The following is a 22,768-nucleotide window of genomic DNA, read 5'->3' as shown; positions in this document are numbered from 1 at the left end:
CGAGCCACCTTAGCGTTCGTCCCTCGCCCACTCTTCCCTTAGGAGTCCGTAGTACACGTCGTCGACCCGCTCCTCCCGCAGCGTCCGGTGGCTGCGCAACATCCCCTCGCGGGTCATGCCCAGCTTTTCCATCACCCTCAGGGACGACGTGTTCCGCGCATCGGCGTACGCGTACACCTTCGCGAGCCCGCGCTCGCGGAACGCCCAGTCGACGACGGCGCGGGCCGCCTCCACGGTCAGACCTCGGCCCCAATGCTCCTTCGCGATCGAGTAGCCCAGTGCGCCCGTCGCATGCTCGGCGTCGATCCTGATGCCGATGCCGCCGATGACCTTGCCTGCCAGGACGATCGCCCACACCGGCCACTCGTCCCGGGACGTGAGGATCCGCCGCGCGACGAACTCCTCCGCGTGTTCCCTGAGGTAGGGCACCGGCACCGGCAGGTATCGGCCCCACTCCGGGTCGCGGGCGAACTCGAATATGTCGTCCACGTCTTCCAGACGGTGCGGCCGGAGCAGCAGCCGCTCCGTTCCGATCTCGAACTCTCGTGTCTCCATCGTCCGGTCCCAGGGTCATGCCGTTCACGAAACGATCCGTGGCTCAGACCCTTCAGTACCCGAGCAGTTCCGGCAGGAACAGGACGACGTCGGGCAGGAACGCGATGGCGACTGTGAGCGCCAGCATGAGCGCGAGGTAGGGCCAGAGCGGGCGCGCGACCTCGGCCGGCTCGACCCCTCCCACCGAGCAGGCCACGAGCAGGCTCACGCCGACGGGCGGCAGGAACACGGAGATTCCCTGCGTGGCCACGATCACGGCGCCGAAGTGCACGGGGTCGATCCCGAGTTGGGTCGCGAGGGGCAGCAGGATCGGCGTCAGCAGGACGACCGCGGGCACGCCCTCGAGGATGGCGCCCAGCGGAAGGAACACGAGAATCGTGAGAAGCATGAAGCCGACCGGGCCGCCCCCGATCCCCACGACGGTCGAAGCGAGCGTCTGTGGCAGCTGCAGGACGGCGAGGACCCAGCCGAGGAGATGCGCGGCGCCGACGACGAACAGCACCATCCCCGACACGACGGCGGTCTGGACGACCTTCTGCCACAGCTCCGCGAGGGTGAGGGATCGGTACACGAGTCCAGCCAGGAGCAGCGCGTAGGCGACGGCGACGGCGGCGGCCTCCGTGGGGGTGAAGAGTCCGAAGCGGATGCCCCCCAGGATGACGACGATCATGAAGAGCGGGAGCACCGCGTCGAGCGTCGCGCGGCGGAGTTCGGCGATCGAGGCGCGCTCCCCGCGCGGCCACCCTTCCCTCCGCGCCTGCCACCCGATCTGCGCCATCAGGCCTGTGGCGATGAGGAGCGCGGGCACGATCGAGGCGACGAACAGGGCGCCGATGGAGACGTTCCCGATGACGCCGTAGACGACCATCACGATGGCGGGCGGAATGAGGATCCCCATCCCGCACGCGGCAGAGACGATCGCGGTGGCGCGCGCGCGGCCGTAGCCGTTCGCGGTCAACTGGGGCACCATGATGCCGCCGACGGCGGCCGCGTCCGCGGACGTCGAGCCCGACACGCCCGAAAAGAACACCTCGGCCATCACGACCACCTGCCCGAGCCCTCCCGGGAGGTGGCCCACGAGGGCGCGGGCCAGCGTCACCAGGCGGCGGCTGATCCCCCCGACATCCATCAGGTAGCCAGCGAGGATGAACAGGGGCACGGCGAGCATGGGGAACGAGTCCATCCCCGCGACGATCTGCTGCGGGATGACGACGAGCGGGAGATCCGCCACCACGATGGCGATGACGGCCGCAATTGCGAGCGCGAACCCGATGGGCACGGCCGCCAGCACGAGGAGGCCGAAGACGCCGAGGAGGAGCCCACCCATCAGCCGACCTCCCCGGTCGAACCCGGTTGCTGCGGCGAGGGTGGGGCGGACGTCCCCCCACCCTCGCCTGCCCCTCCGGCAAGCAGGTGGGTCAACATCAGCACGCCGGACACGGGCGCCGCGGCATAGACGAGCGCGACCGGCAGGTTCAACGCGGCGGAACGCTCTCCCATCGTGAGGTCCATGAGGGCGATGCCCGTGCCGATGAGGAGGAGCGCGAACATCAGCACGATCGCTGCCGCGGACGTCTCCACCGCCTTCTTCGCGCGCGGAGGCAGCCGCCCCGTGACCTGGTCGAACCGGAAGTGGGACCGATGCGCCACCGCCAGCGAAGCCCCGAGCATCGACATCCAGATGAAGCAGAAGCGCGACACCTCCTCGCTCCACGGATTCGGCCAGGCGAAGAGGTAGCGCATCAACACCTGGAGGAGGACGACGTCGCACACCGCAATCACAAGAATGCCGACGGCGTAGGTTTCAAGCCTCACCAGGAGCCCGTTGAACACCCGCAGCCGCTTCGTCATCGGCGCTCCGTCGAAGCCACCAACCTTGCGATCAGCGCTTCGCCGTCCGGCAGCCGATTCGCCAGTTCGTCCCATATCCGCGGTCTGACGGCCGGGGCGAACGGCGCCAGGTTCGGACGCGAGATCTCCACGCCGGCCTCGCGCATCTCCTCGATGGCGTCCGCCTCCATCCGGCGCGCGACTTCGCTCTGGTAGGCGAGCGCCTCGGCCGCGGAACGGTCGACGGTCTCCCGGATCTCGACGGGAAGCCCCCGATAGAACGGCTCGTTCACGAGAAGTGTGATCGGGTTGTAGGTGATGGATGTGAAGCTGTAGAACTTCGCCACCTCGTGGAGCCGGCTGCTCACGAAGCCGACCGCGTTCGCCTCCCCGCCGTCGATCACGCCCTGCTGGAGCGCGGAGTAGACTTCGCCGTAGTTCATCGGCGTCGCCTGCACGCCCAGCGCGGAATAGGCCGCCAGGTACGTCGCGTTCTGGAGGACCCGGAGCTTGAGGCCGGCGAGATCCGCGGGCGTCTCGACGGGCCGGCGGGTGTTGTAGACGTGGCGGAAGCCGTAGTCGAGAAATCCGAGCGAGCGGACGCCGGTGCGTTCCAGGAGGAGGTTGCGCCACCCGTCTCCCGCCGGGCCGTTCATCGCTGCGAGCCCGTGGTCCCGCGTCTCGAACAGGAAGGGGAGATCGAATACCTGCGTCTCGGGCACCCAGCCCGAGAGCACCGGTGTGCCCGTGATCGCCATGTGCACCGCACCGACCTGGATCTGCTCGAAGGCAACGCGCTCGCCCCCGAGCTGTCCCGACGGATAGACGACGACCCGGAACCGTCCGTCCGTGCGCTCGAGCATGAGATCCCGGAACCGCTCCGCCATGAGATGGAACTCGGAGCCCGTCGACAGCACGTGGGAGAAGCGGACCTCCCAGGTAGGCGGTTCGGAGTCGCGGGGCACAGGGGCACCGCAGGACGCCACGAGTAGCGTCGCCGCTACCGCCAGCCCGAGGCCCACCCCTTCTGGCGCAGAGGGCTCAGGTCCTCGCCTTCACTCCCGAGTAAGTGCGGCACCTTCCACGATGTGTCGCTGGATGGCCTCGGCCCACTGGGCCATGAAGTCCTCGAAGGCTTCGCCGAACGCTCGCACGAAATCGTCCGCGTCGGACGAAAGCGACGTCATTCGATACTTCACAGACGCCCGGCTTCGGTTCTCACCGTCGGGAGTCACACGAACGTCCACCATGGCGGTGTGGTGGTCGGGAACTATGTACACGAACGAAGCGACGCCCGCGGCGGGCGCATGCCGTGTCTGGACCCATGTCGCCGTTCCCACGCCTTCCTTGATGGTCTGGAACACCAGGCCTTCCCTCGCGTGGGGCCCGTTCGGAGACAAGTAGCGCGGATCCCACCCTGCGACCCACCGCCGCTCACCCTCCGCGCTGAACAGCGGGAACGCGTCCGAAACCGGCAGGGCCATGACGAAGCCGCCCGCCCGGTCTACATGGACTCGCGTGTCCACGGCCTACGCGCCCCAGATCGTCTGGCCGGCGTCGATGAACAGGCTGGCGCCCGTGACGAGCCGCGCCTCCTCGTTCGACGCGAGGTAGACGACGGCGCCCACGACGTCGTCCGGCGCGCCGATCTTCCGGAGCGGGATGCGGGCGAGGCGCCCCTCGCGGAAGTCGTCCCGCGCGATGTCGGCGCGGTTCAGGTCGGTTTCGATCAGCCCGGCGCGACGGCGTTCACCCGGATCCCGTGGGGCGCGAGCTCGAGCGCCATCTGCTTCGTGAGCATCTCGACCCCCGCCTTCGACACGCAGTAGTGCGTGAGGTTCGGCGCGGCCACCGCCTGTCCGGCGGAAGATACGTTGACGACCGCCCCCGCCGTTCCCGCCTCGACCATGCGGCGCGCCACCGCCTGACCCACCAGGAAGTATCCCTTCAGGTTGACGCCCTGAATGGCGTCCCACTCCCCTTCGTCGATCTCGAGGAAGGGCGTGCGTCTCAGGATCCCCGCGTTGTTCACGAGGATGTCGAGGCCACCCAGGAAGTCGTCCGCCTCCGCGACGAAACGTTCGACGTCGGAACGGGAGTCCGTCGAGCCCTGCACGGCGACCGCGCGGCGCCCCATCGCCTCGATCTCACGGACCGCGCTCGCGGCATCCTCCCGACTCCGCCGGTAGTTGACCGCCACGTCCGCCCCCTCGCGCGCCAGTCCGAGGGCGATCGCCCGACCGATGCTCCGCGAGCCGCCGGTAACCAGAGCACGCTTGCCGTCAAGACGCATGGGGAATTCGGGATTCGAGTTCGCGTGTGATGCCGAGTGGGCAAAGTCCGGGCGTGGACAGGGATTCGCAACGCGCGTGGGCACCCCTACCTTCGAACAGGTTCCATCTTCCCGCGGGAGCGACCCATGAAGCGCACGGTTCGTCTCGAACTCGCCTGTTCGCTGGCATGCCTCGCCACTCTGACGGCTTCGCTGATTCCGGGCGTAACCCGGAGCGCGGCGGCGCAGTCGTTTCCCTCCGACGATCCGGTCATTCGGGCGATCTGGGAGGAGGGGGTCGAGCGCTCGCAGGTCTACGAACTCGGCCAGGTGATGATGGACTCGATCGGGCCGCGGCTGACCGGGTCGCCCGCGATGGCCGGCGCCAACGACTGGGCGCTCGCGAAGTACGCGGAGTGGGGCATCGAGGCGTACAAGGAGCAGTACGGCACCTGGCGGGGATGGGAGCGGGGGATCACCCACATCGATCTCATCGCGCCGCGCATGCGCACGCTCGAGGGCATGGCGGCCGCGTGGAGCCCGGGCACGGGCGGGCCCGTCGAGGCGGAGGTGATGATCCTGCCGGACGCGGACAGCCCCGGAGCCTTCGAGGCGGCGCTGTCGGAGGTGCGCGGCAAGTTCGTGCTCGTCTCGCGCCCGGAGCCGAGTTGCCGCGCGCCCGACAACCTGGAGTGGTTCGCGCGGTCCGAGACGACGGCCCGCATGGCGGAGGAGCGGGAGCGCGCCATCGCGGAGTGGAGCGACCGCGTGGGGAATACGGGGTTCGATGCGCGCTCGCTGCCGGAAGCGCTGAGCGCAGCCGAACCCGCCGGGATCATCCGCTCGCAGTGGTCCGAGGGCTGGGGCGTCACCAAGATCTTCGGCACCCGCGCGGAGCGGGCGCCGGTCCTGGACCTGAGCTGCGAGGCCTACGGGCTCCTGTACCGGCTGGCCGAGAACGATCAGGGGCCGGTGCTGCGCGTCGACGCACAGGCCCGCTTCCTGGGAGAGGTGCCGGTTTTCAACGCCTTCGCCGTCATCCCCGGCAGCGCCGAGCCCGAGGAGTACGTGATCCTCGGAGGCCACTACGACTCCTGGGACGGCTCCGACGGCGCGCTCGACAACGGCACCGGCGCCGTCGCGATCATGGAAGCGATGCGCATCCTGAAGAGCGCCGTCCCGAACCCCCGCCGCACGATCATCGGCGCCCTCTGGAACGGCGAGGAGCAGGGCCTGAACGGCTCACGCGCCTTCGTCGAGGATCATCCCGATATCCTCGAGCGCACCCACACCGTGTTCAACGTCGATCACGGAAACGGCCCGGTCACGTTCATCCCCATGCAGGGGTTCGCCGGCGCCGCGGGGCGCTTCGGCGATTGGCTCGCGAAGATCCCCAGCGAACTCTCCGACCTAGTCACGCTCGAGGTCCCCGGGATGCCCGAGTCCGGCGGGACCGACCACGCCTCCTTCCTGTGCGCCGGAGTGCCCGCCTTCAGCTTCCACGTCGGGGCCGGCCGGAGCGAGATGAACATCGCCGACAACCGCTGGGACACGAGCACCTACACCTGGCACACCAACCGGGACACCTTCGACAAGATCGTCTTCGAGGACCTGCGCGACGACGCCGTGATGACCGCGATGCTCGCCTACCTGGCCTCCGAAGACCCGGACCGCATGCCCCGCGACCGGCGCACCATGCCGCCCGGCACCCAGTGGCCCGACTGCCGCCCCCCGGCGCGCAGTTCCGGTCAGAGCACGCGGTGACGGATCCGGTTCAGTCGTCGAGGCTCAGGGACCAGTTGTTCCACTTGAGATCCGGCGAGGCACCCAGGGAACGGTAGAAGCCCTCGGCCGCGCGGTTCCCGTCCATGACCGTCCAGATCACTTCGGCCGCACCGATGGATGTGGCGTGCGAAACCACCGCCGCCATCAGGGCCTTCCCCGCCCCCGCGTCGCGCGCACTCTCTTCGACGAACAGCTCCTTGAGCACGACCTTCGGGCGCAGCGTATAGGTCCATGGAATCGTGTAGACCACGGCCATCCCGACGAGATCATCGTCCTCTTCGGCCACAAACGCGGTGAACAGACGGTCGTCCCCGAACCCGTGCTCGAGCACGCTCTCCCGCGTCACCGCAAAGTCGTCGATGTACTCCTCGAACCGCGCCAGCCCCCGCATCAACTCCAGCAGCCGATCCACATCGCCCCGTTCAGCCAGCCTTACGCGCATATGACGGCACCCCTGTCCTCGAGGAAGTGTGTTGAACAACCGACCGCCCGGTGAACGATCGCCCGGACAACGCTGATTCGGCGAGAGGGGCGAAGCCCTTCGCGAGCCCACGGACAACGCGGACCGGCACGTGTGCCACAAGGACGTGCCCGGGAGAATTTGGCCAGCGAAGGGGAGCGAAGCTCCACGAGCGCCCGAATTCTCGCGGGCGCAGGTTTGACTTCCGAAGGAAGGAAAGCATGCGCCCGGGAGAATTCGAATCCCCAACCTCCTGATCCGTAGTCAGGTGCTCTATCCAGTTGAGCTACGGGCGCTCGGAGCCGGCCGTTCCGCGATCGGCGATGTCGTGCCGCATGCCCAGGAGAGGATTCGAACCTCCACGTCCGTAAAAGGACACTAGCCCCTCAAGCTAGCGCGTCTGCCAGTTCCGCCACCTGGGCTTGAAATGCTCGGGGGGGGAGTCGAACCCCCACGGGAGTTTAATCCCACAGGATCCTGAATCCTGCGCGTCTGCCATTTCCGCCACCCGAGCCTGCGCCCCTGAACCCTCGGGTCCGGGGAGTCGCCCCCGAGAACCGGTGCCGCTGGCTCCGCCGGGACGAGTGCGCCCGACAGGATTCGAACCTGTGACCTCTTGCTCCGGAGGCAAGCGCTCTATCCAGGCTGAGCTACGGGCGCAGACACGAAACGCGCCGCCGGAAGAGGCGACGCGCCGCGCGGGCAATCTAATCGGACCGGCGCCCAGCGTCTACCTGCCGCACGGGGCCGACCCCGACTCGGTTCAGCGCGATCCGGACGAGGTCGCGGCCGTGTCGTCGATCGAGTCGATGACGAGGTCGAGCAGGCCGTCGATCGCCCCTCCGGGGATCCAGCGCGCCACCACCACGAGATCGTTCACCGGGTCGCAGTAGATCATGTTCGTCCCGTTTCCGAGGTGGGCCCACGCCTCCGCGGGCGCGCTCGGATAGCGCTTGTTCCCCTCGTCGTCCGCGACGTTGAGCATGAAGTTCATGAACCCGTAGGAGCCGTTCGCCGGGCCCGGCGTCGTCGCGAGGTCGAACCATTCCTCGGAGAGGAGTTGCCGGTCTCCCCACGTCCCGCGCCGCAGCGTGAAGAGGCCGAAGCGCGCCTGGTCGCGGGCGCTGATGAACATGCCGCCGCCCCAGTGGCCGCCACCGCTCACCGACTGCACGCGACGCCCGTCGATCGTGACCCACGAGTTCTCGTAGCCGTTCCAGCGCCAGGTCGGGGAGGCGCCGATCGGTCCCATCACCCGTTCGTGCAGGACCTCGGGCAGCGGGCGCCGCAGGACGCTCATCGCGGCGAGCGCGAGGAGGTTCACGCGGGTGTCGTTGTACTCGTATACGGTCCCCGAGGGGTGTCGCTCGCGGGTCATCCACGTGTCCGGGTCGCCGCTCGGACGGTCGGCCCAGTCCGGCTTGCCCCACAGCGTGCCCTCCCAGTCGGACGTCTGCCGCAGGAGGTCGTCCCACGTGATCGTGCGGTTGTGCTCGGACTCGAACATCGTCGTCGGATCGGGCTTCCCGAAGCCGATGCGGTCGACGCCCGGCTCCCCGTCGCCCGGCGGCACGTCGATCGGGGCCATGTACTCGCGCACCGTGTCGTCGAGCGAGCCGATGAGCCCCTCGTCCCACGCGAGTCCCACGGATGTCGAGAGGAACGACTTGGTCACGCTGTACGTCATGTCGACCCGCTTCGTGTCCCCCCACTCCGCGACGATGTAGCCGTGCCGCACGATCATCCCGGCCGGCCCGCCCCGCACGTTGAAGGGGCCGATCCCCTCCCCGAGCGGTTCGCGCCCGAAGCTCCGGCTGTGCTGGAACTCCCGGTCTCGCGCCTGGCTCGTCTCGTGCTCGAGGGCGTATTCGACCGCCGCCTGGACGCCCGCCGCGTTCATCCCCACCTGCTCCGGAGTGCGCGTCTCCCAGAGTCATCCCACGCGTCCCCGCGCGCGGGCAGGTACTGCGCGGCCCCGACGCCCGGAAACGCGACCGTCGCTGAAACGGCAAGAAGTCCGGCCCAAAGCGCGCCACGGTGCGCGCGAATCATGCCCCGCATGAGAACCTCCTGATTCGGATCGAGTACGGCAGGCATCGTAACGACTGGCATCCCGCCGGTACACGGGTATCTGAGGCCGGGCGATCAAACACGGTTCCTCGAACTAGGTCCGGTGCCGCCACCTTCCGATCAGGCGGCGGACCCAGCGGATGGAGACGCTCGAGCCGACCGCGAGCACGCTCGCCAGCAGATCGAACCCGATGTCGAACCAGTCGAACGTGCGGCTGGGCACGAAGAACTGGATGCATTCGTCCACCACGCCGACCGCCGTCGTCACGGCGATGGCCAGCACGGCCGGCACAGGGACGCGCTTCCCGTGGGCCTTCCGTTCCACCAGGGCCTCGTGGATGATGAGCGCCAGCACCGCGTATTCGATGAGATGGGAACGCTCCGCGGCATCGATCGCGCGGGCTAAACCGATGATGGCGATCGCCGCGACGCCCAGCGCGAAGCCGACCTCCACGCCGCGCGAGCGCTCCCTCAGCCCCTGCACCACGATCATCACCGCGATCAGAAGCATGCCGGCGCTGAACATCGTGGGGACCAGTTCGAGCAGCCCGCTCTCGCGGAGCGCGTCGGCCAGCGTCCGCGCGAGATCGGCCGTCGCATAGATCGCCACGACCACGGCCAGCGCCCACACCCACAGGCGCCTCTCCCGGTTGGACGAGAAGTCCGGCATCCGCATCTCCATCCCGGCTCGGGCGGACGGCCACCCCGTGAACCATCGCGCAACGAGCCCTATGATTAGAAAGTGACGACCCTTTTGTGTCGCTGAGACGCTGAACCGCGAGGGAAGTTCCGATGAAGGTAACCATGATGCGCGCAACAGTCGCGGTGGCGCTGGTCGCCGCCGTGTCGATCCCGGTCGCGCGGGCGCAGGATGGCGGCGCGGTGCCGCGCACGCCGGACGGGCGCCCCGACCTGCAGGGGAACTGGACGAACGGCACCATCACGCCCATCGAGCGGCCCCAGGGGTTCGAGGCCGTGCTCACGCCCGAGCAGGTCGCCCAGATCGAAGGCGGCCGGCAGGAGTGCATCGAGGCGCACTCGGGATCCAGCGATCCGGACCGTGACGCGCCGGCGGAGGGCGGCACCACCATCGGGTGCGACTTCATCCTGGAGGCGGCGGCCGGCGGCACGGGCGGCTACAACCTCTTCTATCTGGACCGGGGAGATCAGGTCGCCGTTGTGAACGGAGAACCGCGCAGTTCCCTCCTCATGATTCCGGAGGATGGCCGAATCCCCGCCCGCACGCCGGAAGCGCAGCAGCGCCTCGGCCTGCTTATGGCCGCCCGCGGCCAGCACGGCGAGTACGACAACCCCGAGAACCGGCCCCTCTCCGAGCGCTGCATCGTCTCGTTCGGGTCCAACGCCGGCCCGCCGATGCTCCCCAACTACTTCTACAACAACAATTACACCATCGTGCAGACCCCCGACCACGTCGCGATCATGACGGAGATGGTGCACGACACCCGCATCATCCCGATCGGCGTGTCGCCGGACCCCGGTGACACGGGCGAGGCCCGCGGGCCGTCGGCGTTTCCGGAGGAGATCCGACCCTGGTTCGGGGATTCCCGCGGGTGGTGGGAGGACGACACCCTCGTCATCGAGACGACGAGGCTCAACCCGCAGCAGCTCACCGCCTACCGCGAGTTCTTCGGCGCGAGTCCGAACATGAAGATCACGGAACGGCTCACGCGCGTGGACGCGAACACGATCAACTACGAGTTCCTGATCGACGACCCGGACACCTGGGAGACCCCGTGGGGCGGCGAGGTCCCGTTCGTGAGGATGGACGACCTCCTCTACGAGTACGCCTGCCACGAGGCCAACTACGCCCTGGAGAACGTCCTGCTCGGCGCCCGCGCTCAGGAGCGCGAGAACCGGTAAGGCGCAAGCCGACCCCGGGTGAGCGTGGCGAGGCGGCAGGCGGAACGAGGAGGCGGGCTGGAGAATGCGCCGTCAGGGAGTCGAACCCCGAACCTACTGATTAAGAGTCAGTTGCTCTGCCAATTGAGCTAACGGCGCGTACAGCTTCAAAGCTCTCGTTCGCGGCCTCGGCGGGCAAACCGCGGGCCGCGAAATGGAGCCGAGGGGATTCGAACCCCTGACCTCTGCAATGCCATTGCAGCGCTCTCCCAGCTGAGCTACGGCCCCGCGCTTCGACTGTCGCTTCACGCGGACGGGCTGGCGTCGGTCCCGTCCTGCCTTCCGTCCAGTACCCCCAAGGGGAATCGAACCCCTATCTCCACCTTGAAAGAGTGGTGTCCTAGCCGTTGGACGATGGGGGCTCGTGCCGCTGTCGTCCCCTTTTGCCACGCGCCCGCCAGGACTCGAACCTGGGACCCCCGGCTTAGAAGGCCGGTGCTCTGATCCAACTGAGCTACGGGCGCCCGCTATCCCGTTCCAAGCTGCTCCAAGCTCGCGGCGGGATTTGAACCCGCGACCTCATCCTTACCAAGGATGCGCTCTACCCCTGAGCTACGCGAGCCGACAGGGGCGGAGGGACTCGAACCCCCAACCGCCGGTTTTGGAGACCGGTGCTCTACCAATTGAGCTACGCCCCTCTGCCGCTTCCCGCGAACCGGCCGTCGGCGGCCCGTGGCAATGGCTGGGGGCGGAGTCGAACCGCCGACACCGGCGTTTTCAGCGCCGTGCTCTACCGCCTGAGCTACCCAGCCATGGCAGCCCGTGGCAAGAGCCCTGCTGCCCGACTCCGGGGGTGGGATTCGAACCCACGACCTAGTGGTTAACAGCCACCCGCTCTGGCCACTGAGCTACCCCGGATCGTACCCCCGTCCCGCAAAAGGGATCGGAGAGCAAAACGCCTCGCCCCGCAGCTTTGCGAGGCGAGGCGAGAGATAGCGGGGGCAGGATTCGAACCTGCGACCTTCGGGTTATGAGCCCGACGAGCTACCAGACTGCTCCACCCCGCAGCGCGACCCGCAGGATACAGAGGGACGGGAAAAGTGTCAACCTCGAAACCGCTTCCGGCGCGGCTTCGGCCTGCCGCTTCAAACCGGGCGCCCGAAGGCTATGCCGTGGCCGATCCGCCGCCCCATCCGCGCGGGTCCGGCCCTCCCGTGAGTCGCCCGGTATCCGGGTCGATTCCGACCGCGTGGAGTTGCGCGACGAAGGCGTCGTTCGCGACCTCCAGGCCGCGTCCCTCCAACTCCTCCCTCAGGTGATGGAACAGTTGCGGCTCCAACTCGAGCAGGTGGTCCTCCCAGTGCCAGCGCGGGACGGAGACGGCCTCGAGCGCCGACATGCCGAAGTCCACCGTATTGCTGATCGTGTGCTGGACGGCGCCCAGGATGCGGGTGCCGCCCGCCGCGCCCGTGACCAGGATCGGCTGTCCGTCCCGCAGCACGATGGCCGGCGAGATCCCCGTGATGCGCGCCTTTCCGGGTTCGATGCTGTTCGGCCGTCCGGCGACCGGGTTGAACTGGAACATGCAGTTGTTCCACGTGAAGCCGAGACCTTCGGTGACGACCCCCGAGGCGGAGCCGAGCGTGTGCGTGAGCGCCACGCAGTTCCCGGCCCGGTCCGCGGTCGAGAGGTGCGTCGTGTCCGGTCCCTCCGGTGGCTCCTCGACGACGTCGGGCGGGAGTTCGCGCCGGTCGATGAAGCCCCTCAGTTCGGCGGCGCGGTCCTTCGACACCAGGATGTCCGTCGGATCGTCGATGAACTTCGGGTCGCCGTGGTACCGGCGCCGGTCGATGAAGGAGAGGATCTGGGCGCGGCCCAGGAGTTCCACGTGGTCCGCCTTCCCGTGTTCGAGACCCGGCACGTCGTAGCCCTCGAGGAGGTTCAGGATCTCGATGACCTGGGCGCCGCTGCCGGGCAGCGCGTTCGAGAACACGTCGTGTCCGCGGTACGTGCCGTGCACCGGGTCGTAGACATCGGGCGCGTACGCCTCGAGGTCGGCCATCGTCAGGAGGCCCCCGTTGCGCTCGAAGTCCGCCGCGATGCGCTCGGCGATCTCGCCCCGGTAGACCACGTCGGCGCCGCCCTCGGCGATGAGTTCAAGCGTGCGGCCGTAGTCCCGCTGCACGAGCCGTTCCCCCGCCCGCCACGGCACGCCGTCGTTGAGGAAGATGCGCGCGGAGGCCTCGGTCGTCCGGACCTTGGTGAAGAACGGGACGACGCCCGAGGACGACTCCGTCCGGGTCGTGAAGCCGCGCGCCAGGGCGCCGGGGATCTCGAAACCGTCGTACGCGAGCCGGATCGCCGGCTCGACGAGTTCCGCCCACGGCCGGGTCCCGAACCGGCTCCACGCCTCCCACAGGCCGGCGATCGTGCCCGGCGTGACGACCGACTTGTAGCCGATCTGGTTGATGTCGCCGCGCACCTTCCAGCGGTCGGCGTGCCCGTAGATCCGCCCCTCGAGGGCGCTGCGGTAGATGTCGGGCGTGGCCCGGCTCCCCGCGCGCCCGTGGAAGTCGATGGACGTGGCGCGTCCGGTGCTCGCGTCGTACACGACCATGCAGCCGAAGCCGCCCACACCGGCGGAGAACGGCGTCGTGATGAACTGCGCGAACGCCGTCGCGATGGCCGCGTCGATCGCGTTGCCGCCACGCCTGAGGGCCCCGACTCCGGCCTCCACGGCGATCGGTCCGCGCGCCACGACGATCCCGCCGCCGGCGTCCCGCGCTCCGTTGTTCGGCGCTCCGTTGTCCGATGCGCCCGCGGCCGCCTCCTCGCCGTCCGGACTGCACGCGCCGAGCGATCCCGCGGCGACGGCACCCACCCCGGCCGCCGCCGTCGCGATGAAGGCTCTTCGTGACTGAAGGTCCTCGGGCCGGACATCGCTTCGGTCGGTCTTCACGTCACGGCTCCCTGTTGGCGGTGCCCGGTGGCGGCGTTTCGCCGCGGGCTGTTAAGGTTCGCCCATCAGCGTGGCGCACGACGCGCGGCACGCGGCCAAATCTCATGATGGCCGATCCCGATTGAAGATATACACCAAAGGCGGGGACGGAGGAGAGACCACGCTCCTCGGCGGCGCGCGGGTTCCGAAGGACGATGCGCGGGTCGCGGCGTACGGCACCGTCGACGAACTCAACGCCGTGATCGGGGTGGCGCTCGCCCTCGACCCGGACGGCGCGACGCTCGGCGAATCCGGGCCGGCCCTCGGCGCCGTCCAGGAGGACCTGTTCACGATCGGGGCCCGCCTCGCCGCCGCCAATCCCGACCGGTTGCTGCGGAAGGGCACCATTCCCGCGCTCTCCGCCGATCGGATCGACGCGCTCGAGGCCTGGATCGACGCGCTGGACGCCGAGCTTCCCGCGCTCGAGGCCTTCGTTCTGCCCGGCGGGTCGCCCCTCGCCGCGCAGTTGCATGTCGCGCGCACCGTCTGTCGGCGGGCCGAACGGGGCGTCACGGCTCTCCTCGACGAGCAGCCGGACCTCGCCGAAGTCGTCGTCCCCTACATCAACCGTCTCTCCGACCTGCTGTTCACCCTCGCCCGGGCCACGAACCGGCGCGCCGGCCGCGAGGACGCGATGTGGCTGCCGCAGCGGCAGCGGGATGAAGGCGGACGGTGAAGACATGCCGCGGACCGTGACGCGCACCCCGTTTCGACTCACGCCGCCGGGCGCCGATCTCCGCGGCGACTACTGGTCGGCCGCCGCTTCCACCGAAGGCGGTCCTCCCGCGACCGACGCCGCGATCGTCGTCTGCCACGGCTTCAAGGGGTTCAAGGACTGGGGCTTCTTCCCCCATCTCTGCGAACGACTCGCCGAGATGACCGGGATCTCCGTCGTCTCCTTCAACTTCGACGGCTCCGGCGTACGCGACTCGGACTTCGATGACCTGGAGGCGTTCAGCCACAACACCTTCTCGCGCGAACTGTGGGACCTCGAGGCCATCCTCGACGGCCTCGCAAGCGGCCGGCTTGGAGACGTCAAGGTTGCCGCGGCCACGCGCTTCGGCCTGCTCGGACACAGCCGCGGCGGCGCCACCTGCATCCTGAAGGCGGGCCTCCGGTCGCAGGTCCGGGCGCTCGTCACGTGGGCCTCGATCTCCTCGGTCACGCGCTACGAGAGTTTCGCCGACCGGTGGGACGCCGGGGAAACCGTGATCATCCCCAACGCGCGCACAAAGCAGGACATGCCGCTCGAGCGAAACGTGCTCGACGACATGCGCGCGAACCGGGAGCGCCTCGACGTGCTCGCCAGCGCCGCGAGCCTGCGGATTCCGGTCGCCGTGGTGCACGGGACGGCCGACGAGTCCGTACCGTTCAGCGACGCCTGGCGGATCGCCGACGCGGTAGGAGACCTCGCGCGGCTCGTCGGGGTAGAAGGGGGTACGCACACGTTCCAGGCGGGACACCCGTTCGCGGGGACGACGCCTCAACTCGACGAGGCGATCAACGCCTCGGTCGAACTGTTCACGCGCGCACTCGAGTGAGACGAATGACCCGAAACCGATCGAGCCGGAGGCGACGTTCAGGGCTCGCGGCGGCGACGGCGGTCGCCCTGGCCGCCGGACTCGTGACAGGGGGCTGCCGCTTCGTGCGGCTGGACAGCAACGGCGCTCCGGCACCGGACGAGGGGCCCGATCTCGCCGAGCAGGTCGCCTCCCTGCTCGACCGGCAGGCGGCGGCGTGGAACGGGGGCGACCTCGACGGCTTCATGAGCGCCTACTCTCCATCTCCGACGACGACCTATATCGGATCGACGGGACTCATCGAGGGCTACGACGGGATTCGGGAGCGATACGCCCCGGGATTCGCGCAGGGCGCGGCGCGGGACAGCCTCCGCTTCGAGGGCCTGCGGGTTCGGGAGGTGGATGAGCGGGTCGGCGTGGCGACGGCGCGTTACGTCCTCGAACGCGAGGGGGCGGTCACGTCGACGGGACCGTTCACGCTCGTCCTGCTGAACGTGGAGGGGGCCTGGCTCATCGTCCACGACCAGTCGGCCGAAGACGGAGGAGGCTGACGACCGATGCGGACCTTCGACTACGTCATCGTGGGGGGCGGCCTCGCGGCCGTCTCGGCGGTGGACGGGATCCGGGAGATCGACCGCGAAGGCTCGATCGCCATGTTCGCCGAGGAGCCGGACCCTCCCTATCACCGGCCTCCCCTGTCGAAGGAGTTCCTGCAGGCGGAGGGGGCGCCGCGGACCCTGCTGCACGTGAAGCCCGCGCGCTGGTTCGAGGAGCGGGCGGACGGGCTCAAGCTGTTCACGGACGCGGCGGTGAAGCGTCTGGATGCCCGCTCCATGACCGTCCACACGGCCGGCGGCGACGCGATTCGCGGCGGCCGCATTCTGATTGCCACCGGCGGGCGGGCGAAGCGGCTCGAGGTGCCGGGAAGCCATCTCCCCGGCGTGTCGACCCTCCGCACCGCGGCCGACTCCGAGCAGCTGCGCGAGATGGCCCACGGGGCGTCGCGCGTCGTGCTCGTCGGCGCCGGCTTCATCGGGATGGAGCTCGCCTCATCGCTGTCGAAGTTCGATGTGGATGCCGTCGTCGCGGAGGTGGAGCCGCGCGTCTGGGCCCGGGTGTTTCCGGAGACGATCGCCGGTTTCCTCCGCCGCTACTTCGAGGAACGCGGCGTGCGGTTCATGATGGGTTCGAGCGTGGCCGCCTTCGAAGGCGAGGGACGTCTCGCGCGGGTCGTGCTCGACAGCGGCGAGGAGATTCCCGCCGACCTCGCGATCGTGGGCGTCGGGATGTCGCCGAACGATGAGCTCGGCGCACAGGCCGGCCTCGCGGTCCAGGACGGGATCGTGGTGGACGGGTTCGCGGAGACGACGGCCGCCCACATCTACGCAGCGGGCGACGTGGCCCGCTTCCCGGACCCCATGGGAGGCGGGCTTTCGCGCCTCGAGCACTGGGACCACGCCCGCGCGCACGGGCGCCACGCGGGCCGCAACATGGCCGGCGCGAGGGAGACGTTCGACCATCTCTCCTATTTCTTCACGCACGTGTTCGACCTGAGCATCAACGTGTTCGGAGAGACGGCCGATGTGGACCGCACGATCGTCTCCGGCGAACTCGGCTCCGGCCGGTCGATCGTGTACTGCGTGACGGACAACCGGCTCACCGGCACGATCCTCATCAACGCGACCGGCGCGATGGAGGACTGCCGGGCGCTGGTGCGCGCGCGCCCCACGGTGGAGGATCTGTTGAAGGAATTCGAGAAGCCGGGCGTGCGCCCCGGCGAGCTGGTCGGATAGTGGATCGGTGACGGACACGGCTGAAAGGTGACGGATACGATGGAAACGAAGGATACGAGGGACCCGATGGACGGCATGGGCTCGGCCGACGACGCCCCGCCGGAGATCGCGGAGAAGGTGCGGACCGCGCTTCGCACCGTGACGGATCCCGAACTCGGCATCAACATCGTGGATCTCGGACTCGTGTACGATGTCGAGGTCGAGGAGGGCGAGGCGAAGGTCACGATGACGCTGACGAGCCCCGGCTGCCCCGCGGGCGGACAGATTCTCGGGGGCGCGAAGGACGCGGCGGAGTCCGTGGACGGGGTGGAGGAGGCGGTCGTGAGCCTCGTGTGGAAGCCGTTCTGGACGCCCGAGAGGATCGACCCGGCCGTGCGGGCGATGATGGGCTTCTGACGGTGTCCGGATTCTGACGACCCCGCGGTTCTGACCATGCTCCTGCGGCTGTTCCTGCTGTTCACGATTGTGCCCGTCGTGGAGCTTGCGCTCCTCATTCAAATCGGCGGTCTGCTCGGGCTCGGGCCGACGCTTCTGCTCGTCATGGGGACGGGGTTCGCCGGCGCGTGGCTCGCCCGGCGCGAAGGTCTGCGGGGCTGGCTGGCCGTCCGTGACGAACTCCAGGGCGGCCAGCTCCCGGGCGAGTCGCTCGTCCATGCGCTCCTGATCCTCGTCGCGGGCATCGTGCTGATCACCCCGGGTGTCATTACGGACATCGCCGGGATCCTGCTGCTCATCCCGCCGGTGAGGCGGAGCCTCATCGCCCGGGTCCGGGAGCGGCTCAACGCCCAGATCGAGCGCGGCACGATCCAGGTGATGAGCGGATCCGGCGGCGGGTTCAGCGGCCTGTACGGCAACTTCGGGGCGCGCCCCGGGACCGGCGGATCGGGGCGCGGCGGCGGGGCGCGGACCTCGCGGCGGGAGATCATCATCGAGGAGAACGAGCCGGACGGCGACTGACGCCCGGGACGGGACCCGGAGACTCTGGAGGTGCGGCAATGGAGCACGAGGACATTGAACGGGGTCGGGTACTGACGCGGCGCGAGGTTCTCGCCGCCCTCGGCGTCGGGGGCGGGGCGCTGGCCGCCGGTCGGTGGGTTCTGGGAACGGGCACCCCTCTCGCCGCCCAGGCGGACGGGATCGCCCGTGCGCTGCCCGCCTGCGTGGCGAAGCCCGAACAGACCGAAGGGCCGTTCTTCGTCGACGCGCGGCTCGAACGCTCCGACATCCGGTCCGATCCGTCGACCGGAACGGTGAGCGAGGGCATCCCGCTGACGCTCGGGTTCAACCTCTCGCAAATCTCCCGGGGCGACTGTTCGGCGCTTCCCGGCGCGCTGATCGACGTGTGGCAGTGCGACGCCGACGGCGTGTACTCGGGCGTGGAGGACGACGGCGCGCCCGAATCGGCGAGGGAACGGCACTTCCTCCGGGGCTACCAGCGCACGGACGAGGAGGGGCTGGCCCGTTTCACGACGATCTTTCCGGGCTGGTACCGCGGGCGCGCCGTGCACGTACACTTCAAGGTGCGCACCGACGTCTCCGGCCAGCCGTACGAGTTCACCTCGCAGCTCTACTTCGACGAGGCGCTCACGGACGAAGTGCACGCGCAGGCGCCGTACGCGGCGCGCGGGCGGCGCCCCGTGACCAACGCGGACGACGGCATCTTTCGCCGCGACGGTGGCGAGAGCCTGATGGCCCGGGTCAGCGAGACGGACCACGGATACGCGGCCACCTTCGACCTGGGCCTCGATCTCACGGATGCCGAGACCGGCCGGCCCGACGGCCGCAGCGGCAGACGCGGGAGGGCCGGGCGGCCCGCGTCGGACTGAGGGTCGACCGCCGGGTGCGCGCGCGCGGCCGCCGGCGCTTGCAAGGCGGGGCGCCGGAATCGACCTTTCGAACATGAAGCGCATGAAACCGCACGCCGGCGCGATCGGCGCCACCGCCGTCTTCGCGATCGCCCTCGGCTCGCTCGTATCGGGCGAGGCACGGGCTGCCGGGCCGAGTGACATCCCGGCTCCGGCCGGCGCGGCGCCGTGGGTTGACGCAACGCCCCGGATCGACGCCTGCCTCGTCACGCCCGAAGTGGTTCCCCTCTCGGGCACGCAGAGCGCCCCCGGGAGCCGCGGGTCGATGACGCTCACGCAGCCCGGCTCGCCGTTCGAGATCACCGTGGACGACGGCGGCTTCCAGACGTTCGACATCGAGATCCAGGTCGACCGGCTGCGCCGCCGCGGCGAGGCGGTCTACGTCGCGTGGGCCGCGAAGCCCGAACTCGACGAGTGGGTGCAGCTCGGCACGCTCGGCGAAGAGAACCGGCTCACGGCGCGGCTCGCGTGGAACCAGTTCCTCGTGTTCGTGAGCGAGGAGGCGTCGACCGACGTCGAGCGCTGGCAGGGGCCGATCGTGCTCACCGGCCTCTCCCCCTCCGGCCGGCTGCACACGATGGCCGGCCACGGCCCGTTCGAGGCCATGAACTGCCAACTCTACTTCTGATTCCACCCGGGCGGCGACCGAGGACAGTGCGCTACCTGGCCGTCGCCGCGACCCTCTCCGCACCGCTGTGGCTGGGCCTCGCCCCGGCCGCGGGGCAACAGCACGCGGGCCACATGATGGCGACGGACAGCATCGGGGCCGTGTGGCGGATGCCGCCGCAGCCGATCCCGATGCCGATGATGCTCCCGGGCCTGATGGGCGCCGTCCCCGGAGTGACCCCGTACCTGCCCGACCCCGGCCACGATCCCGCCATGCTTCCGGAGGCGGTCTTCCGCGAGGTCGTGGAGATGGCCGACGGCGACACGCTCCGTCTCGAGGCCGGGTTCGTCCGGCGCACGATCGGGACGCGGACCTTCACCATGTACGGCTTCAACGGGCAGTATCCCGGACCCCTCATCCGCGTCCCGCAGGGCGCGGAGATCATCGTCCTGTTCACGAACCACATCGACCTGCCCACGGCGGTCCACTGGCACGGCCTGCGACTCGAGAACGAGTTCGACGGCGTGCCCGGCGTCACCCAGGACCCGGTCGCCCCGGGCGAGTCGTTCATGTACCGGGTCTACTTCCCCGACGCCGGTCTTTACTGGTACCACCCGCACCACCGCGAGGACATCCAGCAGGACCTCGGCCTGTACGGGAACATGCTGGTCGACGCGCCTGCCGCGGACTACTACGGCCCCGCGAACGGCGAGGACTTCCTCATGCTCGACGACCTGCTCGTCGACGAAGGCGGACTCTTCCCCTGGGGACGCGAAGCCGCCATCCAGACGCTGATGGGCCGGTTCGGGAACCAGTTGCTCGTGAACGGCGAGCCGCGCTGGGAGGCCACGGTCCGCCGCGGCGAGGTCCGCCGGCTCTATCTCACGAACGTCGCGAACACGCGCACCTTCAACCTCGTCCTGGAGGGCGCGGAGATGAAGCTGGTGGGCGCCGACGTGAGCAAGTTCGAGCGCGAGAGCTTCGTCTCCAACGTCGTCCTCGCCCCCGCCCAGCGGTACATCGTGGATGCGCGGTTCGACGAACCCGGCACGTACGCGCTCCTCAACCCCATCCAGGCCATCGACCACTTCAACGGCCGCTTCTATCCGCAGACGGACACGCTCGGGATCATCACCGTCCTCGACGAACCGGTCGCGGAGGACCACGGGGACGCGTTCTCCACGCTGCGCGAACACGCGGACGTCATCGAGGACATCGACCGTTACCGCGCCGAGTTCGACCGGCCCGTCGACCACGAGATCGAACTCACGGCACGCGTGGGGGACCTGCCCAGCGACATCGTCGCCGTGATGGCGATCGACACGCTGTACTTCCCGCCCGTCGAATGGACGGACGCGATGCCGATGATGAACTACCTCTCGACGTCGGAGAACCTGACGTGGATCATGCGCGACACGCGCACGGGGAAGGAGAACGGGGACATCGACTGGCGCTTCGCGGAGGGGGACATCCTCAAGATCCGGATCCACAACCAGCGCCGTTCGTTCCACCCCATGCAGCACCCGATCCACATCCACGGGCAGCGCTTCCTGATTCTCGCGAGGGACGGGGTGCCGTCGGACAATCTCGCATGGAAGGACACGATGGTGATCCCGGTCGGGTCGACGTTCGACATCCTGCTCGAGGCCTCCAACTCTGGCCGCTGGATGGCGCACTGCCATATTGCGGAGCACCTGGAGGCCGGCATGTCCATGCTGTTCACGGTGGACCCCGGCTAGCTCGCGGGCCGCCAGTTCGAAAACGGAGGAAAGAATGAAGGTTGGAAATCGGACCCTGACACTCTCGGCGGCCGCCGTGCTCGGAGCGGCTCTCGCCGCGCCGCACGCGCTGAGCGCGCAGCTCATCGACGGGGTGGTCGAGCGCGGCAGCCGGAACATGGAAGTGCTCGGCCACATTCCGCTCGGGCCCCGGCTCAGCATCGCGGACATGGACATCGAGCAGGAGATGCACCGGCCCTACGCGTACGTGGCGCGCATGCAGTACGGACCGGTCGGCCCGAAAGGGCTGGACATCGTCTCGATCGAGGACCCGGAGAACCCCGAGGTGCTCTACGAGTGGCGGATCGAGGACCAGGACCTCCACCAGCGCACCGGCGGGATGGACGTGAAGCACTTCAAGTGGGGCGACCGCTACTACGTCGTGCAGTCGCTCCAGTTCGGGCAGGGCGGCCCGGACTCCGACATGGGGGCCGTCGTCCTCGACGTCACGGGACTGCCGGACGCCTCGACGGTGCGCGAGGTGGCCCGCATCAAGGAGCCCGATCTCCCCGGCGGCTTCCACAACATCTTCATCTACAAGCACTCGAACATGAACGTGTATCTCGTCGCCACGGTCTCGGGACCGTACGCGGCCGTCTACGACCTCGGCGCCCTCGTCGACGGGCGCGGCGACCAGATGGTGGCGCAGATCCCGGTCCCGGATCAGGGGATGGAGGGGAACCGGCGGCGGGGATACCACGACTTCTATCTCGGCTACCACCCGGAAACCGGGACGGACCGCTTCTACGGCGGCGGCACCGGCGGCTACTACATCTACGACGTGTCGGATCTCCAGGATCCCCAGCTTCTGACGCAGATCGTCGGGGTCTCCGGGATTCGGAGCGGCCACACGTTCACGCCCACGCCGGACGGCAACTTCGCGATCGCCGAGACGGAGTATCAGTACGCGCCGCTCAGGATCTTCGACCTCAGGCCGGGGCTGAACGGCGAGGTGTCCGCGATCAACCGCCCGATCGCGGCGTGGACGGCGAACTGGAAGAACCTCGTGCACAACCACGAGGTGCGTTGGCCGCTCGTGTTCGTGTCCGGCTACCTGGACGGGCTCGTCGTGTTCAACATGATGGACCCGGAGAACCCGATGACGGTGGGCCACTACGACACCTACCTGGGGCCGCCGAACGTCGACCGGACCCCTGTCTTCAACGGCACGTTCGGGGTCGACATCCGGAACGCGGACGGGCTCATCGTGGTGAGCGACATGACGACGGGTCTGTGGACCTTCCGGATGGAGGGCTTCCAGGGCTGGAACGGCGACGACTGGGGCGTGCCGAACATCTCCAGCGCCCAGGACTGGGACAACGGGCCCGCCGGCGCCGCCGGGCGCATCACGACGGACCAGCAGCAGGGCGACTGA

The 22,768-nt window shown here is 69.0% G+C and carries 21 protein-coding genes, 13 tRNA genes and 1 pseudogene; 12 read left to right on the top strand and 23 right to left on the bottom strand.

Annotation, left to right across the window (positions count from 1 at the left end):
* Positions 1 to 9: 9 nt before the first annotated feature.
* The 6 genes and pseudogenes from ACOGI9_RS14465 to ACOGI9_RS14440 form a co-directional block, all read right to left on the bottom strand.
* Positions 10 to 555: a GNAT family N-acetyltransferase gene (locus ACOGI9_RS14465; RefSeq protein ID WP_419857801.1), complete on the bottom strand. Its 546-nt coding sequence runs from the start codon at positions 553 to 555 to the stop codon at positions 10 to 12.
* A gap of 52 nt (positions 556 to 607) precedes the next feature.
* On the bottom strand, positions 608 to 1,882 hold the full coding sequence (locus ACOGI9_RS14460) for a TRAP transporter large permease (protein WP_419857800.1): 1,275 nt from the start codon (positions 1,880 to 1,882) through the stop codon (positions 608 to 610).
* Positions 1,882 to 2,406: a TRAP transporter small permease gene (locus tag ACOGI9_RS14455; protein WP_419857799.1), complete on the bottom strand. Its 525-nt coding sequence runs from the start codon at positions 2,404 to 2,406 to the stop codon at positions 1,882 to 1,884. Before ACOGI9_RS14455 ends, ACOGI9_RS14460 begins: the two co-directional genes overlap by 1 nt.
* On the bottom strand, positions 2,403 to 3,302 hold the full coding sequence (locus tag ACOGI9_RS14450) for a TRAP transporter substrate-binding protein (RefSeq protein WP_419857798.1): 900 nt from the start codon (positions 3,300 to 3,302) through the stop codon (positions 2,403 to 2,405). Before ACOGI9_RS14450 ends, ACOGI9_RS14455 begins: the two co-directional genes overlap by 4 nt.
* Before the next feature lie 138 nt (positions 3,303 to 3,440).
* Positions 3,441 to 3,911 carry a hypothetical protein gene (locus ACOGI9_RS14445; protein WP_419857797.1) on the bottom strand — a complete coding sequence of 157 codons (471 nt, stop codon included), beginning with the start codon at positions 3,909 to 3,911 and terminating at the stop codon, positions 3,441 to 3,443.
* A 3-nt stretch (positions 3,912 to 3,914) separates the two neighbouring features.
* Positions 3,915 to 4,678, bottom strand: a pseudogene (locus tag ACOGI9_RS14440) (SDR family NAD(P)-dependent oxidoreductase).
* A 126-nt stretch (positions 4,679 to 4,804) separates the two neighbouring features.
* Here ACOGI9_RS14440 and ACOGI9_RS14435 point away from each other — a divergent pair.
* Entirely contained in the window at positions 4,805 to 6,421 is a 1,617-nt protein-coding gene (locus tag ACOGI9_RS14435; RefSeq protein ID WP_419857796.1) for a M28 family peptidase, read from the top strand.
* A 10-nt stretch (positions 6,422 to 6,431) separates the two neighbouring features.
* Here the strand turns inward: ACOGI9_RS14435 and ACOGI9_RS14430 are convergent, their stop codons facing one another.
* From ACOGI9_RS14430 to ACOGI9_RS14400, 7 genes are all read right to left on the bottom strand, one after another.
* Positions 6,432 to 6,884, bottom strand: a complete 453-nt coding sequence (locus ACOGI9_RS14430) for an N-acetyltransferase family protein (RefSeq protein WP_419857795.1) — start codon at positions 6,882 to 6,884, stop codon at positions 6,432 to 6,434.
* 240 nt (positions 6,885 to 7,124) lie between these two features.
* Positions 7,125 to 7,198: transfer RNA gene (locus ACOGI9_RS14425), tRNA-Arg, on the bottom strand.
* Positions 7,199 to 7,238: 40 nt separating this feature from the next.
* Positions 7,239 to 7,324: transfer RNA gene (locus ACOGI9_RS14420), tRNA-Leu, on the bottom strand.
* A 6-nt stretch (positions 7,325 to 7,330) separates the two neighbouring features.
* Positions 7,331 to 7,416, bottom strand: a tRNA-Leu gene (locus ACOGI9_RS14415).
* A 71-nt stretch (positions 7,417 to 7,487) separates the two neighbouring features.
* A tRNA-Arg gene (locus tag ACOGI9_RS14410) sits at positions 7,488 to 7,562 on the bottom strand.
* Between the two features lie 103 nt (positions 7,563 to 7,665).
* Complete coding sequence (locus tag ACOGI9_RS14405; RefSeq protein ID WP_419857794.1) at positions 7,666 to 8,802, bottom strand: serine hydrolase domain-containing protein; 1,137 nt, start codon at positions 8,800 to 8,802, stop codon at positions 7,666 to 7,668.
* Between the two features lie 264 nt (positions 8,803 to 9,066).
* A complete protein-coding gene (locus ACOGI9_RS14400) occupies positions 9,067 to 9,642 on the bottom strand; it encodes a VanZ family protein (RefSeq protein ID WP_419857793.1) in 576 nt (191 codons plus the stop codon).
* A gap of 134 nt (positions 9,643 to 9,776) precedes the next feature.
* Between ACOGI9_RS14400 and ACOGI9_RS14395 the strand changes: the two genes are divergently transcribed.
* The gene (locus tag ACOGI9_RS14395) at positions 9,777 to 10,853 is read left to right on the top strand and encodes a hypothetical protein (RefSeq protein ID WP_419857792.1); all 1,077 of its coding nucleotides are present in this window, start codon (positions 9,777 to 9,779) and stop codon (positions 10,851 to 10,853) included.
* A 65-nt stretch (positions 10,854 to 10,918) separates the two neighbouring features.
* Here ACOGI9_RS14395 and ACOGI9_RS14390 read toward each other — a convergent pair.
* From ACOGI9_RS14390 to ggt, 10 genes are all read right to left on the bottom strand, one after another.
* Positions 10,919 to 10,991: transfer RNA gene (locus ACOGI9_RS14390), tRNA-Lys, on the bottom strand.
* 56 nt (positions 10,992 to 11,047) lie between these two features.
* Positions 11,048 to 11,120: transfer RNA gene (locus ACOGI9_RS14385), tRNA-Ala, on the bottom strand.
* A gap of 62 nt (positions 11,121 to 11,182) precedes the next feature.
* Positions 11,183 to 11,254: transfer RNA gene (locus ACOGI9_RS14380), tRNA-Glu, on the bottom strand.
* A 27-nt stretch (positions 11,255 to 11,281) separates the two neighbouring features.
* Positions 11,282 to 11,356 (bottom strand) — tRNA-Arg (locus ACOGI9_RS14375).
* Between the two features lie 26 nt (positions 11,357 to 11,382).
* Positions 11,383 to 11,454 (bottom strand) — tRNA-Thr (locus ACOGI9_RS14370).
* 3 nt (positions 11,455 to 11,457) lie between these two features.
* Positions 11,458 to 11,530, bottom strand: a tRNA-Trp gene (locus ACOGI9_RS14365).
* 41 nt (positions 11,531 to 11,571) lie between these two features.
* A tRNA-Phe gene (locus tag ACOGI9_RS14360) sits at positions 11,572 to 11,644 on the bottom strand.
* Between the two features lie 33 nt (positions 11,645 to 11,677).
* Positions 11,678 to 11,750: transfer RNA gene (locus ACOGI9_RS14355), tRNA-Asn, on the bottom strand.
* Positions 11,751 to 11,825: 75 nt separating this feature from the next.
* Positions 11,826 to 11,899, bottom strand: a tRNA-Met gene (locus tag ACOGI9_RS14350).
* Positions 11,900 to 11,997: 98 nt separating this feature from the next.
* Positions 11,998 to 13,791, bottom strand: coding sequence for a gamma-glutamyltransferase (gene ggt / locus ACOGI9_RS14345; RefSeq protein ID WP_419857791.1), 1,794 nt, complete (start codon positions 13,789 to 13,791; stop codon positions 11,998 to 12,000).
* A gap of 121 nt (positions 13,792 to 13,912) precedes the next feature.
* Here ggt and ACOGI9_RS14340 point away from each other — a divergent pair, with 121 nt between their 5' ends.
* The 10 genes from ACOGI9_RS14340 (at position 13,913) to ACOGI9_RS14295 (ending at position 22,768) form a co-directional block, all read left to right on the top strand.
* A complete protein-coding gene (locus ACOGI9_RS14340) occupies positions 13,913 to 14,506 on the top strand; it encodes a cob(I)yrinic acid a,c-diamide adenosyltransferase (protein WP_419857790.1) in 594 nt (197 codons plus the stop codon).
* A gap of 4 nt (positions 14,507 to 14,510) precedes the next feature.
* Positions 14,511 to 15,371 carry an alpha/beta hydrolase family protein gene (locus ACOGI9_RS14335; protein ID WP_419857789.1) on the top strand — a complete coding sequence of 287 codons (861 nt, stop codon included), beginning with the start codon at positions 14,511 to 14,513 and terminating at the stop codon, positions 15,369 to 15,371.
* Positions 15,372 to 15,376: 5 nt separating this feature from the next.
* Positions 15,377 to 15,901, top strand: coding sequence for a YybH family protein (locus ACOGI9_RS14330; protein ID WP_419857788.1), 525 nt, complete (start codon positions 15,377 to 15,379; stop codon positions 15,899 to 15,901).
* Positions 15,902 to 15,907: 6 nt separating this feature from the next.
* Positions 15,908 to 17,143, top strand: a complete 1,236-nt coding sequence (locus ACOGI9_RS14325) for an NAD(P)/FAD-dependent oxidoreductase (RefSeq protein WP_419857787.1) — start codon at positions 15,908 to 15,910, stop codon at positions 17,141 to 17,143.
* A gap of 27 nt (positions 17,144 to 17,170) precedes the next feature.
* Positions 17,171 to 17,539, top strand: a complete 369-nt coding sequence (locus ACOGI9_RS14320) for a metal-sulfur cluster assembly factor (RefSeq protein WP_419857786.1) — start codon at positions 17,171 to 17,173, stop codon at positions 17,537 to 17,539.
* Between the two features lie 36 nt (positions 17,540 to 17,575).
* A complete protein-coding gene (locus tag ACOGI9_RS14315; protein WP_419857785.1) occupies positions 17,576 to 18,100 on the top strand; it encodes an FxsA family protein in 525 nt (174 codons plus the stop codon).
* Positions 18,101 to 18,138: 38 nt separating this feature from the next.
* Positions 18,139 to 18,969, top strand: a complete 831-nt coding sequence (locus ACOGI9_RS14310; protein ID WP_419857784.1) for an intradiol ring-cleavage dioxygenase — start codon at positions 18,139 to 18,141, stop codon at positions 18,967 to 18,969.
* A gap of 73 nt (positions 18,970 to 19,042) precedes the next feature.
* Positions 19,043 to 19,636: a hypothetical protein gene (locus ACOGI9_RS14305; protein WP_419857783.1), complete on the top strand. Its 594-nt coding sequence runs from the start codon at positions 19,043 to 19,045 to the stop codon at positions 19,634 to 19,636.
* 26 nt (positions 19,637 to 19,662) lie between these two features.
* Complete coding sequence (locus ACOGI9_RS14300) at positions 19,663 to 21,354, top strand: multicopper oxidase family protein (RefSeq protein WP_419857782.1); 1,692 nt, start codon at positions 19,663 to 19,665, stop codon at positions 21,352 to 21,354.
* Between the two features lie 34 nt (positions 21,355 to 21,388).
* A complete protein-coding gene (locus tag ACOGI9_RS14295) occupies positions 21,389 to 22,768 on the top strand; it encodes an LVIVD repeat-containing protein (RefSeq protein WP_419857781.1) in 1,380 nt (459 codons plus the stop codon).

The sequence above is a fragment of the Candidatus Palauibacter irciniicola genome (assembly GCF_965208695.1).
Classification (GTDB): Bacteria; Gemmatimonadota; Gemmatimonadetes; order Palauibacterales; family Palauibacteraceae; genus Palauibacter; species Palauibacter irciniicola.
Note: the sequence above shows the minus strand (reverse complement) of the source record. Positions and strands in the feature narration are given on the sequence as shown.

What these genes read in the sequence shown, in the direction of transcription:
- ACOGI9_RS14465 (WP_419857801.1), bottom strand. Translation starts at nt 555, where the DNA reads ATGGAGACACGAGAGTTCGAGATCGGAACGGAGCGGCTGCTGCTCCGG.
- ACOGI9_RS14460 (WP_419857800.1), bottom strand. Translation starts at nt 1,882, where the DNA reads ATGGGTGGGCTCCTCCTCGGCGTCTTCGGCCTCCTCGTGCTGGCGGCC.
- ACOGI9_RS14455 (WP_419857799.1), bottom strand. Translation starts at nt 2,406, where the DNA reads ATGACGAAGCGGCTGCGGGTGTTCAACGGGCTCCTGGTGAGGCTTGAA.
- ACOGI9_RS14435 (WP_419857796.1), top strand. Translation starts at nt 4,805, where the DNA reads ATGAAGCGCACGGTTCGTCTCGAACTCGCCTGTTCGCTGGCATGCCTC.
- ACOGI9_RS14430 (WP_419857795.1), bottom strand. Translation starts at nt 6,884, where the DNA reads ATGCGCGTAAGGCTGGCTGAACGGGGCGATGTGGATCGGCTGCTGGAG.
- ACOGI9_RS14405 (WP_419857794.1), bottom strand. Translation starts at nt 8,802, where the DNA reads ATGAACGCGGCGGGCGTCCAGGCGGCGGTCGAATACGCCCTCGAGCAC.
- ACOGI9_RS14400 (WP_419857793.1), bottom strand. Translation starts at nt 9,642, where the DNA reads ATGCCGGACTTCTCGTCCAACCGGGAGAGGCGCCTGTGGGTGTGGGCG.
- ACOGI9_RS14395 (WP_419857792.1), top strand. Translation starts at nt 9,777, where the DNA reads ATGATGCGCGCAACAGTCGCGGTGGCGCTGGTCGCCGCCGTGTCGATC.
- ACOGI9_RS14335 (WP_419857789.1), top strand. Translation starts at nt 14,511, where the DNA reads ATGCCGCGGACCGTGACGCGCACCCCGTTTCGACTCACGCCGCCGGGC.
- ACOGI9_RS14330 (WP_419857788.1), top strand. Translation starts at nt 15,377, where the DNA reads ATGACCCGAAACCGATCGAGCCGGAGGCGACGTTCAGGGCTCGCGGCG.
- ACOGI9_RS14325 (WP_419857787.1), top strand. Translation starts at nt 15,908, where the DNA reads ATGCGGACCTTCGACTACGTCATCGTGGGGGGCGGCCTCGCGGCCGTC.
- ACOGI9_RS14315 (WP_419857785.1), top strand. Translation starts at nt 17,576, where the DNA reads ATGCTCCTGCGGCTGTTCCTGCTGTTCACGATTGTGCCCGTCGTGGAG.
- ACOGI9_RS14310 (WP_419857784.1), top strand. Translation starts at nt 18,139, where the DNA reads ATGGAGCACGAGGACATTGAACGGGGTCGGGTACTGACGCGGCGCGAG.
- ACOGI9_RS14305 (WP_419857783.1), top strand. Translation starts at nt 19,043, where the DNA reads ATGAAGCGCATGAAACCGCACGCCGGCGCGATCGGCGCCACCGCCGTC.
- ACOGI9_RS14295 (WP_419857781.1), top strand. Translation starts at nt 21,389, where the DNA reads ATGAAGGTTGGAAATCGGACCCTGACACTCTCGGCGGCCGCCGTGCTC.